Annotated in this window: 20 protein-coding genes and 1 other annotated feature; of the genes, 19 read left to right on the plus strand and 1 reads right to left on the minus strand. The window is 49.9% G+C overall.

Annotated elements, in window-relative coordinates; all coding sequences use genetic code 11:
• Positions 1 to 7 precede the first annotated feature (7 nt).
• The 9 genes from minC (at position 8) to pheA (ending at position 6,108) form a co-directional block, all read left to right on the plus strand.
• The gene (gene minC / locus AC4EHB_RS01150) at positions 8 to 673 is read left to right on the plus strand and encodes a septum site-determining protein MinC (RefSeq protein WP_490973764.1); all 666 of its coding nucleotides are present in this window, start codon (positions 8 to 10) and stop codon (positions 671 to 673) included.
• 1 nt (position 674) lies between these two features.
• On the plus strand, positions 675 to 1,475 hold the full coding sequence (gene minD, locus AC4EHB_RS01155; protein ID WP_490973765.1) for a septum site-determining protein MinD: 801 nt from the start codon (positions 675 to 677) through the stop codon (positions 1,473 to 1,475).
• 291 nt (positions 1,476 to 1,766) lie between these two features.
• Positions 1,767 to 1,848, plus strand: a sequence feature (ribosomal protein L21 leader region).
• 15 nt (positions 1,849 to 1,863) lie between these two features.
• Complete coding sequence (gene rplU, locus AC4EHB_RS01160) at positions 1,864 to 2,172, plus strand: 50S ribosomal protein L21 (RefSeq protein ID WP_135500679.1); 309 nt, start codon at positions 1,864 to 1,866, stop codon at positions 2,170 to 2,172.
• A 3-nt stretch (positions 2,173 to 2,175) separates the two neighbouring features.
• Entirely contained in the window at positions 2,176 to 2,505 is a 330-nt protein-coding gene (locus tag AC4EHB_RS01165; RefSeq protein WP_490973766.1) for a ribosomal-processing cysteine protease Prp, read from the plus strand.
• A 13-nt stretch (positions 2,506 to 2,518) separates the two neighbouring features.
• Positions 2,519 to 2,809 carry a 50S ribosomal protein L27 gene (rpmA, locus tag AC4EHB_RS01170; RefSeq protein WP_135500681.1) on the plus strand — a complete coding sequence of 97 codons (291 nt, stop codon included), beginning with the start codon at positions 2,519 to 2,521 and terminating at the stop codon, positions 2,807 to 2,809.
• A 127-nt stretch (positions 2,810 to 2,936) separates the two neighbouring features.
• A complete protein-coding gene (locus AC4EHB_RS01175) occupies positions 2,937 to 3,452 on the plus strand; it encodes a Spo0B domain-containing protein (protein ID WP_490980462.1) in 516 nt (171 codons plus the stop codon).
• A 1-nt stretch (position 3,453) separates the two neighbouring features.
• Positions 3,454 to 4,743, plus strand: coding sequence for a GTPase ObgE (gene obgE / locus AC4EHB_RS01180; protein WP_490973768.1), 1,290 nt, complete (start codon positions 3,454 to 3,456; stop codon positions 4,741 to 4,743).
• A 27-nt stretch (positions 4,744 to 4,770) separates the two neighbouring features.
• On the plus strand, positions 4,771 to 5,223 hold the full coding sequence (locus AC4EHB_RS01185; protein ID WP_490973769.1) for an ACT domain-containing protein: 453 nt from the start codon (positions 4,771 to 4,773) through the stop codon (positions 5,221 to 5,223).
• A 15-nt stretch (positions 5,224 to 5,238) separates the two neighbouring features.
• Positions 5,239 to 6,108 carry a prephenate dehydratase gene (pheA, locus tag AC4EHB_RS01190; RefSeq protein WP_490980463.1) on the plus strand — a complete coding sequence of 290 codons (870 nt, stop codon included), beginning with the start codon at positions 5,239 to 5,241 and terminating at the stop codon, positions 6,106 to 6,108.
• Between the two features lie 226 nt (positions 6,109 to 6,334).
• Here pheA and AC4EHB_RS01195 read toward each other — a convergent pair whose 3' ends face one another.
• Positions 6,335 to 6,868 carry a transcription repressor NadR gene (locus AC4EHB_RS01195; protein WP_490980464.1) on the minus strand — a complete coding sequence of 178 codons (534 nt, stop codon included), beginning with the start codon at positions 6,866 to 6,868 and terminating at the stop codon, positions 6,335 to 6,337.
• 127 nt (positions 6,869 to 6,995) lie between these two features.
• Between AC4EHB_RS01195 and ruvA the strand changes: the two genes are divergently transcribed.
• From ruvA to AC4EHB_RS01245, 10 genes are all read left to right on the plus strand, one after another.
• Positions 6,996 to 7,592: a Holliday junction branch migration protein RuvA gene (gene ruvA, locus AC4EHB_RS01200; protein WP_490980465.1), complete on the plus strand. Its 597-nt coding sequence runs from the start codon at positions 6,996 to 6,998 to the stop codon at positions 7,590 to 7,592.
• A 19-nt stretch (positions 7,593 to 7,611) separates the two neighbouring features.
• On the plus strand, positions 7,612 to 8,616 hold the full coding sequence (ruvB, locus tag AC4EHB_RS01205; protein WP_490973773.1) for a Holliday junction branch migration DNA helicase RuvB: 1,005 nt from the start codon (positions 7,612 to 7,614) through the stop codon (positions 8,614 to 8,616).
• Between the two features lie 15 nt (positions 8,617 to 8,631).
• Positions 8,632 to 9,684, plus strand: coding sequence for a tRNA preQ1(34) S-adenosylmethionine ribosyltransferase-isomerase QueA (queA, locus tag AC4EHB_RS01210; protein ID WP_490980466.1), 1,053 nt, complete (start codon positions 8,632 to 8,634; stop codon positions 9,682 to 9,684).
• Positions 9,681 to 10,823, plus strand: coding sequence for a tRNA guanosine(34) transglycosylase Tgt (gene tgt / locus AC4EHB_RS01215; RefSeq protein ID WP_490973775.1), 1,143 nt, complete (start codon positions 9,681 to 9,683; stop codon positions 10,821 to 10,823). The genes queA and tgt overlap by 4 nt, the downstream gene beginning before the upstream one ends.
• A gap of 37 nt (positions 10,824 to 10,860) precedes the next feature.
• The gene (gene yajC / locus AC4EHB_RS01220) at positions 10,861 to 11,136 is read left to right on the plus strand and encodes a preprotein translocase subunit YajC (RefSeq protein WP_490980467.1); all 276 of its coding nucleotides are present in this window, start codon (positions 10,861 to 10,863) and stop codon (positions 11,134 to 11,136) included.
• Between the two features lie 430 nt (positions 11,137 to 11,566).
• On the plus strand, positions 11,567 to 11,884 hold the full coding sequence (locus AC4EHB_RS01225; protein ID WP_490973777.1) for a post-transcriptional regulator: 318 nt from the start codon (positions 11,567 to 11,569) through the stop codon (positions 11,882 to 11,884).
• Positions 11,885 to 11,949: 65 nt separating this feature from the next.
• Positions 11,950 to 14,226, plus strand: a complete 2,277-nt coding sequence (secDF, locus tag AC4EHB_RS01230) for a protein translocase subunit SecDF (RefSeq protein ID WP_490980468.1) — start codon at positions 11,950 to 11,952, stop codon at positions 14,224 to 14,226.
• An 81-nt stretch (positions 14,227 to 14,307) separates the two neighbouring features.
• Entirely contained in the window at positions 14,308 to 14,667 is a 360-nt protein-coding gene (locus tag AC4EHB_RS01235; protein WP_490973779.1) for a LapA family protein, read from the plus strand.
• A gap of 93 nt (positions 14,668 to 14,760) precedes the next feature.
• The gene (gene recJ, locus AC4EHB_RS01240; protein WP_490980469.1) at positions 14,761 to 17,103 is read left to right on the plus strand and encodes a single-stranded-DNA-specific exonuclease RecJ; all 2,343 of its coding nucleotides are present in this window, start codon (positions 14,761 to 14,763) and stop codon (positions 17,101 to 17,103) included.
• Positions 17,094 to 17,606: an adenine phosphoribosyltransferase gene (locus tag AC4EHB_RS01245; RefSeq protein ID WP_490973781.1), complete on the plus strand. Its 513-nt coding sequence runs from the start codon at positions 17,094 to 17,096 to the stop codon at positions 17,604 to 17,606. The genes recJ and AC4EHB_RS01245 overlap by 10 nt, the downstream gene beginning before the upstream one ends.
• Positions 17,607 to 17,647: the final 41 nt, after the last annotated feature.

Consider the following 17,647-nt stretch of genomic DNA (forward strand, 5'->3'; position numbering starts at 1 on the left):
CACATTTTTGAAGAATCTTGTCAATATCAAGGGGACGAAACAAGGGCTTGTGCTGCAGCTCGATGACCAGTGTTCTTACGCCGATCTGCTGGCGGAACTGCAGGCGAAGGTGTCGGATCCTGCGCTTGACGGCAGTGCTGAAGTTCAACTCCAGCTGGGCAACCGTTATTGCACGGAAGCTCAGATCAAGGAAATCATCGCGCTTATCCAAAAGAACGAGCATTTGCGCGTTTCGCGGGTAAGAAGCGACGTCATTACAGTAGAAGAAAGCAATCGCCGCATCCAAGAACGCCAATCCGAGACCTATGTCGGCATTGTGCGTTCGGGGCAAGTGGTGAAAGCTGACGGAGACTTAGTAGTTGTCGGCGATGTCAATCCGAACGGCCGCGTTGCCGCTGGAGGCAATATATATGTGTTAGGGCGCCTGAAAGGGATTGCCCATGCCGGAACGAACGGCAACCGGGAAGCTGTAATCGCAGCCTCATGGCTTGAAGCGACGCATCTTCAGATCGATGATGAGTTGGAAATCATGACTGACGAATTGACGGTCTTATCGGAACAGCCTGAAATGGAATGCGCTTATTTGCATAAAAACGGAAGCATCATCATCGACCGCTTGCAGGAACTCAGATTCTTACGGCCGGAAATTTCAACGTTTAAAGGAGGAAGCTAGTGTGGGAGAAGCTATCGTTATTACATCAGGTAAGGGAGGCGTCGGTAAAACGACGACAACCGCCAATCTCGGCACTGCATTGGCCCTTCAGGGTAAGAAAGTATGCTTGATCGATACGGATATCGGCCTTCGCAATCTCGACGTCATCCTGGGCCTCGAAAATCGCATCATTTACGATTTGATCGATGTTTTGGAAGGACGCTGCAAAGTGCATCAGGCACTTGTTAAAGACAAGCGTTTTGAAGACATGCTGTATTTATTGCCGGCTGCCCAAACAGCTGACAAAAACGATGTCAACCCGGAACAGATGCGCGAATTGGTGACGGAACTCAAGAAAGATTATGATTTTGTCATCATCGACTGCCCGGCAGGCATTGAGCAAGGCTATAAAAACGCCGTTGCCGGTGCGGATAAGGCGATTGTCGTGACGACCCCTGAAATTTCAGCGGTGCGCGACGCCGACCGCATCATCGGTTTGCTTGAAATGGAAGAAAACATCGAACCGCCGAAATTGATCATCAACCGCATCCGCCAGCATTTGATGAATGCCGGTGAAGCGCTTGACGTCAATGAAATCACGACACATTTGTCGATCGATCTTCTCGGCATCGTTGCAGACGACGAGAGCGTCATCACGAGCTCGAACCGTGGAGAGCCTGTGGTCATGAACCCGGCGAACCCAGCGGCGCTTGGCTACCGCAACATCGCCCGCCGCATCCTCGGCGAATCAGTGCCGTTGATGACGATGGACAAGAAGAGCCAAGGCGTTTTCTCGAAAATCAAAGCGATCTTTACGAAATAAGAATGGACCAGTGACCTCCGCAGCGATGCGGGGGTTTTATTTTTGGGTTCGGGGGACGCAGCGTCTGAGACGTGTTGCAAATAAACCGCTGGTTTGCGCAAACGAATTTTATATTCTGCAAGCAACGCACCGTATGCCGCAAGTAAATCAGTAAACCGGAAAATGAACATAAGAGAAACTGCAAAAACTACAAAGCCACACCAAGTTTTATTCCGCAGCCACTCACTTGCGAATAACTATTGACGCGGGTTGTCTGGCGTGGTATTATTCTAATGTTATGTTTGTAGCGCACCTGTGCTACAACCGCTCGAATCAGGTGTTGAAGAATCGGCAGCAATGCGGATCACCTGAATAGGCGAGTCCTAATTCTAAGAGGAGGTGCAAGAATATGTACGCAATTATTGAAACTGGTGGAAAACAGATCAAAGTAGAAGCGGGCCAAGAAATCTATGTTGAGAAATTGACTGGAGAAGCTGGTGACGTTATCACATTTGACAAAGTTCTATTTGTAGGTGGAGATGAATCTAAATTCGGTGTTCCTTTTGTTGAAGGAGCTACTGTTACTGCTAAAGTCGTGAAAAGCGGAAAAGGCAAAAAGATTACAGTCTTCAAATACAAAGCTAAAAAGAACTACCGTAAAAAACAAGGTCACCGTCAGCCATACACGAAATTGACTGTCGACGCGATCAACCTGTAAGACATGATACGAGTAAACGTAACTGAAACATCAAACCGGATTTCGTCATTTGAAATGTCCGGGCATGCCGACTATGCCGAACACGGGCAAGACCTCGTCTGCGCTGGCGCATCTGCTGTCTCATTTGGAGCGGTGAATGCCATAATGGAGCTTACGGGAATCGAACCTGACATCGAGCAGGGAAGCAGCGGCTTATTGAAAGTCGTGTTTCCGGCAGGACTGGATGAAAAAACGGACGAGCAGGTACAACTGCTGGTGCGCGGAATGATTGTTTCTTTAAAAACGATTGAGCACGATTATGGGCAATATATTAAAATAACCTTCACAGCTTAGGAGGTGGGACAGAATGTTAAGATTAGATCTTCAGTTTTTCGCATCCAAAAAAGGTGTAGGTTCAACGAGAAACGGACGTGACTCAGAATCAAAACGCCTTGGCGCTAAACGTGCAGACGGACAACTAGTTACTGGTGGTTCAATTTTATACCGTCAACGCGGTACTAAAATTTATCCAGGTGAAAATGTTGGACGCGGCGGAGACGACACACTATTTTCAAAAATCGACGGAATCGTACGTTTCGAACGTTACGGACGCGACAAGAAAAAAGTGAGCGTATACCCAGTTGCACAAGAAGCTTAATAAAAAAGAAAAGGGCTGCTTTGGCAGTCCTTTTTATTTTGAATAGATGCAGCAGCCAGCTAAAATCCGGGAAATTGCGCTGCGAAATTGGTATACTGATAAAAGAAGCTGAAATAGGAAGTGACTTATGGACGTGTCAAAATCAGTGGTACAATCGCTTCGGCATGCGCGGCATGATTTTCTGAATGAGTTGCAATTGATCGGCATGTACCTGGACCTTGGGCAACCGGAAAAGGCCAAAGCGATGATTCGCTCTCATGCCGAAGCGGCTGTGCACATGAGCCGGCTCGCGGGATTGGGTATGCCCATAACGGAAGAATGGCTGCTATTGTCAAAATGGCGCTATCCGGAATTGGCGATCCAAACCGAATGCACGGCGGAAGCTGGCATTGCGAAGCTGGACGGGGCGTTTGCCGGAATGCTGGAAAAATTCTGCGAAACGGTCCGGCCTCAAATGGATCCGTTTGTTGAATATGTTTGTACAATAAGTATTTGGAATGAAAACGAGTCGCTTGCGATGAAGATTTCATTGAACGGGGACTGGCAGGGGCTGCAGTTACCGGAAAGTTCGCTAGACACAGCAGTAATAAAGTGTGGCAGCGACGGCATAGAAGTGGCCGTCCGCCCACAGATGGAGGGATAATATGTTTGTCGATCACGTAAAAGTTTATGTTAGAGGTGGCGACGGCGGGGACGGTATGGTAGCGTTCCGCCGCGAAAAATATGTACCAAATGGCGGTCCTGCGGGCGGCGATGGCGGTAAAGGCGGAAACATCGTATTTATGGTAGATGAAGGCTTGCGCACGCTCATGGATTTCCGCTACAAACGGATTTTCAAAGCGGACCGCGGTACGCACGGAATGAGCAAAAACCAGCACGGCGCGAAAGCACAGGATACGATTATCCAAGTTCCGCCGGGCACTGTCGTAAAAGACGCCGATACGGGTGAAACGATCGCCGATTTGGTTGAACAAGGCCAAACAGCAATCATTACACGCGGTGGGCGAGGCGGACGCGGTAACTCGCGTTTTGCCACGCCGCAGAATCCAGCTCCTGAATTATCGGAAAAAGGCGAACCGGGCTTTGAGCGCAACGTCGTTCTGGAATTGAAAGTGTTGGCGGATGCCGGACTTGTCGGATTCCCGAGTGTCGGGAAATCGACGTTATTGTCTGTCGTTTCTGCTGCGAAGCCGAAAATCGCTGAATATCATTTCACAACAATCGTGCCAAACCTCGGAATGGTTGAAACAGAAGACCACCGCAGTTTCGTTATGGCCGATTTGCCAGGATTGATCGAAGGTGCGCACCAAGGAGTCGGCCTCGGCCATCAATTCCTGCGCCACATCGAGCGCACGCGCGTTATCATCCACGTCATCGATATGTCCGCTCTTGAAGGCCGCGACCCGTATGATGATTATCTGACAATTACAGAAGAACTGAAACAATACAATATGCGTTTGACGGAACGCCCGGAATTGATCGTGGCGAACAAAATGGATATGCCGGATTCTGAAGAGAACTTGAAGAAATTCCGCGAAAAAATGCCGGAAGACGCACAAATTTTCCCGGTTTCCGCGTTAAGCCGACAAGGCTTGTCGAATCTTCTGTTCGCGATTGCGGATCTTATCGAAGTGACGCCTGAATTCCCGTTGATCGACGAAGAAGTGGACGAATCGGAAAGCACGGTTCTCTACAAGCACGAGAAGGAATCAGACGGCTTCAATATCACACGCGAATCCGATGGTGCATTCGTCTTGTCCGGCTACGCCATCGAGCGTATGTTCAAGATGACCGATTTCTCGCGTGAAGATTCAATTCGCCGTTTCTCCCGCCAAATGCGCGGAATGGGCATTGATGATGCTTTGCGTGAACGCGGCGCTGAAAACGGCGACACGGTCCGCCTGCTTGAGTTCGAATTTGAATTCATGGACTGATTGAGAGATTTCTGGGAGGTTTATTGAATGAAGGATGTATCCGAACAACGGTATTATTTGGTGCGTGAAGACGTGTTGACCGAAGCGATGCAAAAGACGCTTGAAGTAAAGCGTCTGCTGCAGCGCGACCGCATGTCGATTTTGGACGCTGTCAATCACGCCGGGCTATCACGCAGTGCGTTTTACAAATATCGGGATGCGGTATTTCCATTCCATTCGATTGTGAAAGAACGGATCCTTACGGTGTTTTTACAGCTCGAAGACCGCTCTGGAACGCTTGCCACCTTGCTGCAGTCGGTTGCTGAAGCCGGCTGCAATATTTTGACCATCCACCAGACCATCCCGATCCAAGGGCGTGCGAACGTTACGCTGTCGCTCGATGTGACGGCGATGGACCTGGAATTGGATGCGTTTTTGCAGCAGCTGAAAAAACTCGATTTTGTCGAGTCGGCTGATGTCGTATCAAGCGGATCATCTTAACTTAGGAGTGGTTGAATGGCTGGAGAAAACTTGAAGGACCGCATTTCGTATTTGGGGCCAGAAGCCTCATTCACCCATCTGGCGGCTGTCCGGGTGTTCCCGGAAAGCACGCTGGTGCCGTTTGCCACGATTCCTGAATGCATTGAAGCAGTAGCGGAAGGCCGCGTCGACTACGCGGTCGTGCCGCTCGAAAATGCGCTTGAAGGTTCTGTGTCGTTGACGGTCGATTATTTATTCCATGAAGCGCAATTGTATGTGGCGGCGGAAGTCCTTTCGCCGATCGGCCAGCATTTCCTGGTGCATCCGGAAAACGCTGAAGCCGAATCGTTCGAAGCGATTTACTCCCACCCGCAGGCGCTTGCCCAAAGCCATAAATTCCTGTTTTATACGTACCGGAACACGCCGCTCGAGCAATACAGCTCGACTTCAGCGGCGGCTAAAATGGTGTCGGAGCTTCCAGAGCGCCCGATTGCAGCGATTGGCAATGAATTCGCGGCCCATAAATACGGTTTGACAATCCTGCACCGCGATATCCATGATTTCCATTTCAACCACACGCGCTTTTTCGTGCTGTCGAAAACGAATCATAAATTGGAAATCGCGGGGCATGAAAACGAGATTAAAACGACGTTGATGATCTCTCCGCCGAAAGACGACCGTTCCGGCGTGCTCCATCAAATCCTTTCCGTCTTCGCGTGGCGCCAGCTCAATTTAAGCAAAATTGAGTCGCGCCCCTTGAAAACCGGGCTTGGCGATTATTTCTTTATCGTCGACGTGCTGGAAGACGAAAATGCGACAATGATGCGCGGCGCGCTCGAAGAACTTGCGGCGATCGGCTGCGAAGTTAAAACGCTTGGCTCGTATTATATGTATAAGAATTCCTGAGTTAAACCCTGCAGCCGTGTTGGCTGCGGGGTTTTTTATTGGTGCTGCAAACAAATTCGTTATTCCGCAAAGAAAGTGCAAGATTCCGCAAACAAATCCGATATTCTGCAAACAAACTAGTTATTCTGCAAGTAAATTCGGTTTGCTGCGAGTATTCTGCCGTATTCCGCAAGTAACACAACACCGTCCAATAAAAAACACAGAATCCTCAAGAGGATTCTGCGTTCTATTCATTATCTTCCAGCAAGAAGCCGTGCTCGCGCATGGCAGCTACTGCTGCGTCTAAAATGCTTTCATTTGCCCCGGTGATGGTGTGGAGATGTGTGCCGTCGGTCAATTCCAGCAGATAGCTCGCGCCGGTGTCGCGTACGCGCTTCATGAAGGCTTCAACGCCTGCTTCATCGGAGACGTGGATGCCGGCTGTCAGTTCGCCGTAGACGGGATGCTCGACAGAGACGTCTTTCACAGTGGCACCGGCGCGCACGAGAATCTTCAGTTCATCTTCCGTGTCGCTAGGCTGGTGGCGGCATGCAATCTGCCTGCTCGCTTCTTTGGAGCCGCTGGCGGCGAGGAAGAGATAGCCGGAGCTCGTTGCAATGATCGGCTCGCTGCGCGCTTTTAGGAGCGTCATGTCACTGACGATGACTTGCCGCGATACGTTGGCGAAAGCGGCAAGCTCACCGCCGGTCAACGGTGCTTCGGCGGTTTTCAGTTTTTCCAATAAAACCTGGCGGCGCTGTTCTCCGTAAAGTTTTTTCATTATGCAACCTCAGCTTTCCGGATAGGATAAATCCATTTTACCACGGACAATTTCCTAACGGGTTTATTTCGTAAAAGGCGAACAAATATGCTATAATCAATAGGTTAAAATGGAGGAGCGGACATCTATGTACGATTACATAAAAGGGATAGTCACACGTGTGACTCCCGAATATCTGGTAGTGGAACAACAAGGCATCGGCTGGCAGATTTTTGCGCCGAACCCGTACTCATTCGGCACTGAGGAATTGCAGGTTTTCCTGTATCATCACGTGAGGGAAGATGCGCATCTGCTATTCGGCTTTACGACGCTGGAGCAGCGCGAATTGTTCCGCAAGCTCATTTCGGTGTCCGGCATCGGGCCGAAGGGGGCGCTTGCGATATTGGCAAGCGGCGAACCGCAGCACGTCATCGAAGCGATCGAACGGGAAGATGAGTCGTATCTGGTGAAATTCCCGGGCGTCGGCAAAAAAACTGCGCGCCAAATGATCCTCGATTTAAAAGGCAAGCTGGCGGAGTTTTTCGATGCGCCATTCTTGACGAACGAAGCGCCAGGCTTGTTGGCTGAAGGCGATATCGAACTGGAAGAAGCGATGCTGGCACTTGGCGCACTCGGCTATTCAGAGCGTGAAATCACGAAAGTGAAGCCGCAGCTGAAAGACCTGGATTTGAACACCGAAGGTTATATGAAGAAAGCTCTGCAATTATTGCTGAAACAATCTTGATGAAAAGGAGGCGAACGGCATGGAAGAACGTGTAATCGGCAGCGAAATATCGGAATTTGACGAACGCTTTGAACAGTCGCTGCGCCCGAAATTCCTGTCGCAGTATATCGGCCAGCATAAGGTCAAGCACAACCTCGAGATTTTCATCGAAGCGGCGAAAATGCGCCAGGAAAGCTTGGACCACGTCTTGTTGTACGGGCCTCCTGGACTCGGGAAGACAACGCTCGCTGCAGTCATCGCCAATGAAATGGAAGTCGGCGTGAAAATGACCAGCGGTCCGGCAATCGAACGTCCCGGCGACTTGGCGGCAATTGTGTCGTCATTGGAACCGGGCGACGTGCTGTTCATCGATGAAATCCATCGCTTGAACCGCTCGATCGAAGAAGTGCTGTATCCGGCCATGGAAGATTTCTGCCTCGACATCGTCGTCGGCAAAGGGCCGACTGCGCGATCTGTGCGGCTCGACTTGCCGCCGTTCACGCTGATTGGTGCGACGACGCGCGCCGGCGCATTGTCAGCACCGCTGCGCGACCGATTCGGCGTGCATGCGCGCTTGGATTATTACGACACGGAATCGCTGACGGATATCGTAGAGCGCAGCTCAAAGCTCTTTGAAGCGGATATTGCGCCGAACGCTGCGGTGGAAATCGCCAGGCGTTCCCGTGGGACGCCGCGCATCGCCAACCGGCTGCTGAAGCGCGTGCGTGATTTTGCGCAAGTGCGCGGCAACGGTACGATCACAGAAGACATGGCGAGCCAGGCGCTCGAAATGCTGCAAGTCGATCCGCTCGGCCTCGACCACATCGATCATAAATTGCTGGTCGGCATGATCACCCGTTTCCGTGGTGGTCCGGTTGGCCTTGATACGATTGCGGCAAGCATCGGCGAAGAATCGACGACGATTGAAGACGTCTACGAACCGTATTTGCTGCAAATCGGCTTTATCCAACGCACGCCGAGAGGGCGCGTTGTGACCGCAATGGCTTATGAGCATTTTCAGATGGAAATGCCAGAATCTAAATAAAGGAAGTTTTAAAAAATGAACGTAAATGATTTCGATTTTGAACTACCAGAAGAATTGATTGCCCAGACGCCGTTGCTTGACCGTACGTCGAGCCGGCTTTTGGTGATGGATAAAAAAACAGGCAATGTCACGCATCGCCATTTCCGCGATATCGTTGAGCATCTCCATGCCGGCGATACGCTTGTGCTGAACGATACCCGCGTGTTGCCAGCGCGCATGATGGGTGTCAAAGAAGACACCGGCGCGAACATTGAATTGCTGCTGTTGAAAGAAATCGGCGAAGACGTCTGGGAAACACTTGTCAAGCCAGCGAAAAAAGTCAAAATCGGCACCGTTATTTCTTTTGGCGAAGGCCTTTTGAAAGCGGAATGCGTCGGACTCTTGGATCACGGCGGCCGCCATTTCAAAATGGTCTATGACGGCATTTTCTACGAGATTTTGGAGCAATTGGGTGAAATGCCATTGCCGCCTTACATCCGTGAAAAGCTTGAAGACCAGGACCGCTACCAGACCGTTTTTGCGAAAGAGCGCGGAAGTGCCGCGGCACCGACTGCCGGGCTTCATTTTACCGATGCGCTATTGGACGAGATCCGTGGAAAAGGCGTCAACATCGCGTTTATCACGCTGCACGTTGGTCTTGGCACTTTCCGTCCAGTGTCGGTTGATTCGATCGAAGACCACGAAATGCACGCGGAATTCTACCGCATCAACCAAGACACGGCGGACCTCATCAACAACACGAGAAACAACGGTGGCCGGGTCATTTCAGTCGGCACAACGTCGACGCGGACGCTCGAGTCCGTGGCCAATAAATTCGGCGGCGAATTGCAGGAAGACAGCGGCTGGACGGATATTTTCATTTTCCCGGGCTATGAATTCAAAGCGATTGATGGCTTGATCACCAATTTCCATTTGCCGAAATCGACCTTGGTCATGCTCGTCAGCGCATTGTCGAACCGCGGTGCCATTTTAAACGCTTATCAAGAAGCGGTTCAGGAACGCTACCGTTTCTTCAGTTTCGGAGATGCGATGTTCATTGAACCAGCGAAAAAGGAGACACAACAATGACACAAGCAGTATGGTACGAACACATAAAAACATGCAAACAGACCGGTGCGCGCCTTGGAATCGTCCATACGCCGCACGGTTCGTTCGAAACACCGGCTTTCATGCCGGTCGGCACGCAGGCAACAGTCAAAACAATGTCACCGGAAGAATTGAAAGCGATGAACGCAGGCATCATCCTCAGCAACACTTATCACCTATGGCTGCGCCCGGGCAATGACGTCATCAAAGAAGCAGGAGGCCTGCATAAGTTCATGAACTGGGACCGTCCGATTCTGACGGATTCAGGCGGGTTCCAAGTGTTTTCTTTGAGCGAATTCCGCAACATCAAAGAAGAAGGCGTCCATTTCCGCAACCACATGAACGGCGACAAATTATTCTTGAGCCCGGAAAAGGCGATGGAGATCCAGAATGATTTGGGCTCTGACATCATGATGGCGTTTGACGAATGCCCACCATACCCAGCGACGCATGAATACATGAAATCAAGCGTAGACCGCACTTCCCGCTGGGCGGAACGCTGCCTCACGGCGCATGCCCGCAAAGAAGACCAAGGCCTTTTCGGCATCATCCAGGGCGGCGAATTCGAAGACTTGCGCCGTCAAAGTGCACAAGACCTCGTATCACTTGATTTCCCAGGCTACGCAATCGGCGGCTTGTCTGTCGGCGAACCGAAAGATGTTATGAACCGCGTATTGGAATTCACGACGCCGTTTATGCCGGCTGACAAACCCCGCTACCTGATGGGAGTCGGATCACCGGATTCGTTGATCGACGGTTCGATCCGCGGTGTCGATATGTTCGACTGTGTCTTGCCGACCCGCATCGCGCGCAACGGCACATTGATGACGAGCACAGGGCGCTTGAACATCAAAAATGCGAAATTCAAGCATGATTTCGGTCCGCTTGACGATAAATGCAGCTGCTACACATGCACAAATTACTCACGTGCCTACGTTCATCACTTGCTGCGCGCAGATGAAACGTTCGGACTCAGACTTACTAGTTATCATAATCTTCATTTTCTGTTAAACTTAATGGAACAGGTGCGACAAGCAATACGCGAAGACCGCCTGGGAGATTTCCGCGAAGAATTTTTTGAAGCCTACGGTTTCAATAAGCCAAACGCTAAGAATTTCTAATAAGAAAAAGAGACAGCGAAGGGGGGAATTTGAAAAAATGGATACAATTATTGCGTTATCACCTTTACTATTAATGTTCTTGTTAATGTGGTTTTTCATCATCCGTCCGGCACAAAAGCGCCAGAAAGCGACAGCTAACATGCAGAAGGAACTTCACCGCGGAGACCGGATCGTGACAATCGGCGGCCTCCACGGAACAGTTGATGCAGTCGACGATGCAACAATCTACATAACTGTTGCAGACGGCACGCGCATGCAATTCGAACGTCAGGCAATCGCCCGCGTTGTGGATGCAGTAAAAACGACGGTCTAACAAAAAGATCGCCTTCGATACCGAAGGCGATCTTTTTTTGAGTCAAAAAATCATTGAGGTTAAATGATATTTCAATCGTCGATATTCCTTATCGAGAGATATCTTAGCGATGGCGCGTCAAGGGGCTAGGCAAGGAAATGGCCAAATGGAATTTGGCCCATTTCCTTTGCTTCGAAGCTAGCGCAGCGATGCAGAGACAGAAGCAGAAAGTTCTTAGCAATGAGACGAGGGTCCTTCTCGGCTCATTGTGAGAGCCATGCCCAAAGCGTCCGAAGCGGTGATAAATAAGTTGCATTATTAGCACAGCTTAATTAGACAACAATAATGACCGACTCATATGTGAAAAAAACATTCAAAAAAATAAAGCCATTGTTCTCAATCTTCCCGCAATCGGCTACAATGGAAAAGAACGGATGGAAGGAGCAACAAAATGTTAAAATTTACCGATCAATACGACGTCGTTCTGCCCGCACTCCAAAGCAAAATCGCTGAATTTCATTACTTCCAATACGATACGTTTACTGCGGAGGAACTTTGGGATTATTGCATTAAGAAAAAATGGCGCAAAAAAGATATCGGGGATATGAGGCTGCATGAAATGGTCAACGGCATTATGGACATCCGAGCATCTGACTTCGTCGCCTACCATCAAGTAGAAGGGCTAAAAGGCGGCAATTGGTTTTCAGAAGGCAATTTGGCGAATCTTGAAGAACTGCTGCGCCCGACGAAAAAGCCGGATTCCGTTTGACACCTTTCCGGACCTGTTTCATAATGATAGTGCTGTGTTTTCACATCGAGGAGGAATAATTACATATGAAGTCAAGAGGTCGCATTATCGCCTTTTTCTTATTGGTCATTGTACTGTTAGGAACCGTAGGCGCTACGAGTTTACCTATCGCTAAAGACATCAAGCTTGGATTGGATCTGCAGGGCGGATTCGAAGTCCTCTACCAAGTTGAAGCGCTTGAGGAAGGCCAGGAAATCACTGAAAGCGTATTGTCTGATACGGTCAACGCTTTGCGGAGCCGGATAGACGTGCTCGGCGTCAGTGAGCCGGTCATCCAGATCGAAAGCGGCAACCGCATCCGTGTGCAATTGGCTGGCGTCGAAGACCAGGCCACTGCACGTGAGCTGTTGTCGACGGAAGCCAATTTAACGTTCCGCAACGCCAATGATGAAGTGATGCTTGCAGGGAACGATTTGAAGCAAGGTGGCGCAGCTGCGACATTCGATCAGAATGGCGCACCGATCGTCACACTTGAGCTGAACGATCCGGGCAAATTCGCTGAAGTCACGAATACGATTTCACAATTGCCGCCGCCGGAAAACGTCCTTGTCATCTGGTTGGATTTTGAAGAAGGCGTCGATTCCTACGCAGCGGAACTTGGCAAACCAGATCCGAAGTTCGTTTCGGATCCACGGGTTTCCCAGCGCATCAATTCGCCATCAGTTGAAATTTCCGGTGCATTTACTGTAGAAGAAACTCAGAACTTGGCCGGTATTTTGAACGCCGGAGCGCTTCCGGTGAGCTTAGAGGAAGTCTACTCGACATCTGTCGGCGCGCAATTCGGCGCACAGGCGCTTGATCAGACAGTCTTCGCCGCAGCAATCGGCGTTGCCCTTGTATTGTTGTTCATGATCGTCCATTACCGGGTTCCGGGACTGATTGCGGTTGTTACGCTATCCGTCTACATTTACCTGATTCTCTTAGTGTTCGAATTGATTGGCGGGGTGCTGACGCTTCCGGGTATCGCAGCAATCGTGCTGGGTGTCGGTATGGCAGTTGACGCCAACATCATCACTTACGAACGCATCCGTGAGGAAATGCGCGCGGGGCGTTCGGTCCGTGAATCGTTCAAAGCTGGAGCGGCTTCTTCGTTCTCAGCCATCTTGGACGCTAACGTCACCACGATGATCGCTGCAATCGTGCTGTTCATTTTCGGTACCAGCTCTGTCAAAGGATTCGCGACATTGCTTATCATCTCGATTCTTGTCAGCTTCCTGACGGCTGTCTGGGGCTCACGCGTATTGCTCGGCTTATTGGTCGGCAGCGGTGTGATGGACCATAAACCCGGTTGGTTCGGATTGAACAAATCAAAAGTCCACGATTCGTCCGAAAATAAAGAGATCTATGATTTGGCTACGCCATTTGATCGCTTCGATTTCGCCGGTAGCCGCAATAAATTCTTTGCTGCGTCGATTATAACCATCGTTATCGGTATGATCGTCATCGGTGTTTTCCGCTTGAATCTGGGCATTGACTTTACCCAAGGGACGCGCGTTGAAATTACCTCTGACGCCGCTCTTGAAAAAGAGCAAGTCGAGAGCTTCCTGACGGAAAGCGGTTTTGAGACGGAAGATGTCGTCATCTCTGGGGACGACGCGAATCTCGCTGTGACCCGTTATACGGAAGAATTCAGCCAAGAAGACATCAATGCCTTGAAAACAGCGGCAGTAGAGGAATACGGCGTAGAGCCGAACGTTTCCACTGTGTCGCCGACCGTTGGGCAGGAATTGGCAAAAAATGCGCTTTACGCGCTCCTAATCGCTGCAATCGGCATCGTCATTTACGCGACGCTGCGCTTTGAGTGGCGCATGGGTGTCGCTTCGATTGTTGCATTGATCCATGACGCATTCTTTATCGTTGCAGTATTCAGCTTGCTAAGGCTGGAAGTCGATATCACGTTCATTGCCGCAGTGCTGACCATTGTCGGTTATTCAATCAATGATACGATTGTCACGTTCGACCGCATCCGCGAGAACATGAAGCGCGTGAAGAAAATCGAAACGGAAGAGCAATTGGCCGATGTGGTCAATAGATCACTGCGCCAGACACTCGTCCGTTCGGTCAACACAGTGCTGACAGTGGTGCTGGTCGTCGTTGCACTCTTAATATTTGGTGCTCCTTCGATTACAAACTTCTCAATAGCGTTGTTGATTGGCTTAATTGCCGGTACGTATTCATCGATTTTCATCGCAGCTCAGCTATGGCTCGTGCTTAAAAAGCGCGAACTGAATAAAAAAGGCCCGATTGACATCGAGAAACTTGAAGAGAAAAACAAATGGGGTTCTGATGAACCTGTCGTATAAGTTTATAAAGGAAAAGAAACAGGGTATGGATAAAATGACCCTGTTTCTTTTTTTATTACCTTGAAAGGAGATGAATTTATTATGAAATTACAATGGTTGATTTTGCTTGGCCTTATTTTTGCAGTCATTATCGCGTTATTCGCAGTTGTCAATGTCGATTCGGTACCGGTCAATTATGTCTTCGGCGAAGCGCAATGGCCGCTGATCCTCGTTATTCTTGTATCGGCACTGCTCGGCGTCTTGCTCAGTTCGACAGTTGCCATCATCCGCACTTTTTCGCTGAAGCGCAAAGTCAAAGCTCTTCAAAAAGAAATGGCTGTTAAAGAATCATTGATTGCAACACAGCAGAACGAACTTGGTGAATACCAGAAGTTGGATGTTCAGCCTGAAGCAATGGTTGTTACTGACGGCAAAACGGTAGAAGATAAGGAAAGATTCTAGGCAAAAGGAGCGGCCTTCGATGTTAAATGGAGGCAACTCCTTTTTGTCTGCATTTTTTTCCTGTATAATGGACCGGTGAGGAAGTGAATGACGATGATTGAATCCAAAAAAAGATGGCGCTTGACCACTCCCGATGAAGGATTGGTGCAAGCCATACAACAAGAATTATCCATTTCATCGGTATTGGCAAAAATTTTAGTGACGCGCGGTATTTCGAGCGCTGAAAAAGCGAAGAACTTCATGGCTGTCGGGATGGAAAACATACATAATCCCTATTTGATGAAAGACATGGACATTGCTGTTGAACGCATTCGCCGTGCTATTGAAAATCAGGAAAAAATTGTTGTTTACGGCGATTATGATGCCGATGGAGTTACAAGTACAACGGTCATGATGACGGTATTGGAAGACTTGGGGGCAGAAGCCTCGTTTAAAATCCCGAACCGTTTCAAACACGGCTATGGACCCAATAAAGAATTATTTCAGCAAGCAAGTGATGAAGGCGCAACGCTCATCGTCACTGTCGACAACGGCATTTCAGGAATTGATGAGGTCGCGTTCGCGAACAGCCTTGGGCTTGATGTCATCATCAGCGACCACCACGATATCGGAGACGTAATGCCGGATGCATTAGCGGTTATACACCCGCGCCACCCGGAAGGCACATATCCGTTCGGCGAGCTTGCCGGAGTGGGTGTGGCGTTTAAGATGGCGCAAGCGCTGTATGAAGAAGTGCCTGAGCATTTATTTGAATTGGTGGCAATTGGCACGATTGCCGACTTGGTGCCCTTGCACGGCGAAAACCGCATCCTGGTGAAAGCGGGGCTTGCGGCGCTTAGAGATTCTCCGCGCCCGGCAATCGAGGCGCTTTCGGAAGTGTCCGGCGTCAAGCAGCGCGACATCACGGAAGAAACAATTGGATTTATGTTCGGACCCCGTGTCAACGCTATTGGCCGGCTCCAGGACGCAGATCCGGCAGTGCGCTTATTCATGACTGAAGATATGGCAGAAGCGAGAAACTTGGCTGGAGGCCTCGACGTGCTGAACAAAGAGCGCCAGGCAATCGTCAAGCAAATTGCCGAGGAAGCGACTGCGCAAGTCGAGCAGCGTTATCCCGATGGTCCGCCGCATGTGATCATTGTCGCGCAGGAAGGCTGGAATCCCGGCGTCGTCGGCATTGTGGCATCGAAATTGGTGGAGCAATATTACCGGCCGGCGATTGTGCTGTCGCTCAATCCGGAAACCGGAAAAGCGAAAGGCTCTGCCCGCAGCATCGAAGGATTCCACCTTTATAATGAGCTGGCAGAAAACCGTGACATCCTGCCGCATTTCGGCGGCCATCCGATGGCTGCTGGCATGACGCTGGACATCGAGCATGTCGATGAATTGCGCAGCCGTTTGAACAAGCAGGCGGAAGCGGGATTGTCTGAGGAAGATTTGGTGCCGATTGTGGAAATCGATATTCCGGTGCGCTTGGATGAAATTGACACCGAAACAATTGAATCGATGCGTATGCTGGCACCGTTTGGCATGGGCTTTGCAAAACCGAAGTTTTTCCTTGGCGATGTGACGGTGTCGTCAATCCGCAAAATCGGCGCGTCGCAGAACCACTTGAAAGTGGAACTCGCGCAGGATGCGGCCACCATAGACGCGGTCGGTTTCGGCTTAGGTCCGGTTGGCGATGAACTGACGCCCGATGTGAAAATCGACGTGATCGGCGATTTGCAGGTCAATGAATGGAACGGCCGCAAAAAGCCGCAGCTGATGATTGAAGATGTCCGCACCGACGAATGGCAATTATACGACATTCGCGGCATCCGCCAAGTGGCTCGCTGGTCGAAATTGATTCCAGACAAAGGCCAAGTGTTCCTGGCGTTCCGGCCGGACACGGCTGCCGTCTTCGAAAGTTTGATCGGCCAGACGATTCTGGGGCCGGAGGATTTGAAAAAGCTCGAAGCACACAAGCACCATCTCGTGCTGCTTGATTTGCCGGATTCCGAGAATGAGCTGGCGGCTGTGCTCGCGGAACTCAAGCCGAAACGGATTTATGCGCATTTTTATGCCAAAGAATCGCAGTATTTCGAGCAGATTCCAACACGCGAACAATTCGCTTGGCTGTTTTCGTTCATTAAGAAACGCGGCACGTTCGACTTCAAGAAACATTGTGATGAACTGGCGAAGCATAAAGGCTGGAGCCGCGAAACATTATTTTTCATGCTGCAGGTGTTTTTTGAACTTGATTTTGTTACACTTAACAATGGACTTACAGAGCTTGCTAAAGCTCCGAGCAAACGTGATTTGACTGATGCGCCTATTTACAAAAAACGTGAGCAGCAAATCGCTTTGGAACAGAAGCTGCTGTATGCATCTTATAGAGACTTAAAACAGTGGTTTGACGCGAAAGTGGCAGCCAAGGAGGAAGAAATATGGATTTGAAACAGTTCGTTACAATTGTAGAAGATTGGCCGCAGCCCGGCATTCGCTTCAAAGATATCACAACGATCATGGACAATGGCGAAGCGTATAAATACGCGACAGACCAGATTGTGGAATATGCGAAACAAGTCAACGCTGAAATCATCGTTGGTCCTGAAGCACGCGGTTTCATCATTGGCTGCCCCGTTGCTTATGCCCTCGGCATAGGTTTTGCACCTGTTCGCAAAGAAGGCAAACTGCCGCGCGAAGTTATCCGCGCTGAATACGGCCTGGAATACGGCAAAGACGTCTTGACGATGCATAAAGATGCCATTAAACCAGGCAAGCGCGTGTTGATCACTGACGATTTGCTGGCTACTGGCGGCACGATCGAAGCAACAATCAACCTTGTTGAACAACTGGGCGGCGTAGTCGTCGGTTGTGCATTCCTCATTGAATTGACATATCTTGATGGCCGTGACAAATTGGTCGGCTATGATGTAATGACTTTGATGAAATATTAATCACCTTCCTCCGCCTTTTGGGCGGAGGTTTTTTATTTGGA

Source organism: Planococcus sp. TJ-302, from assembly GCF_058268455.1.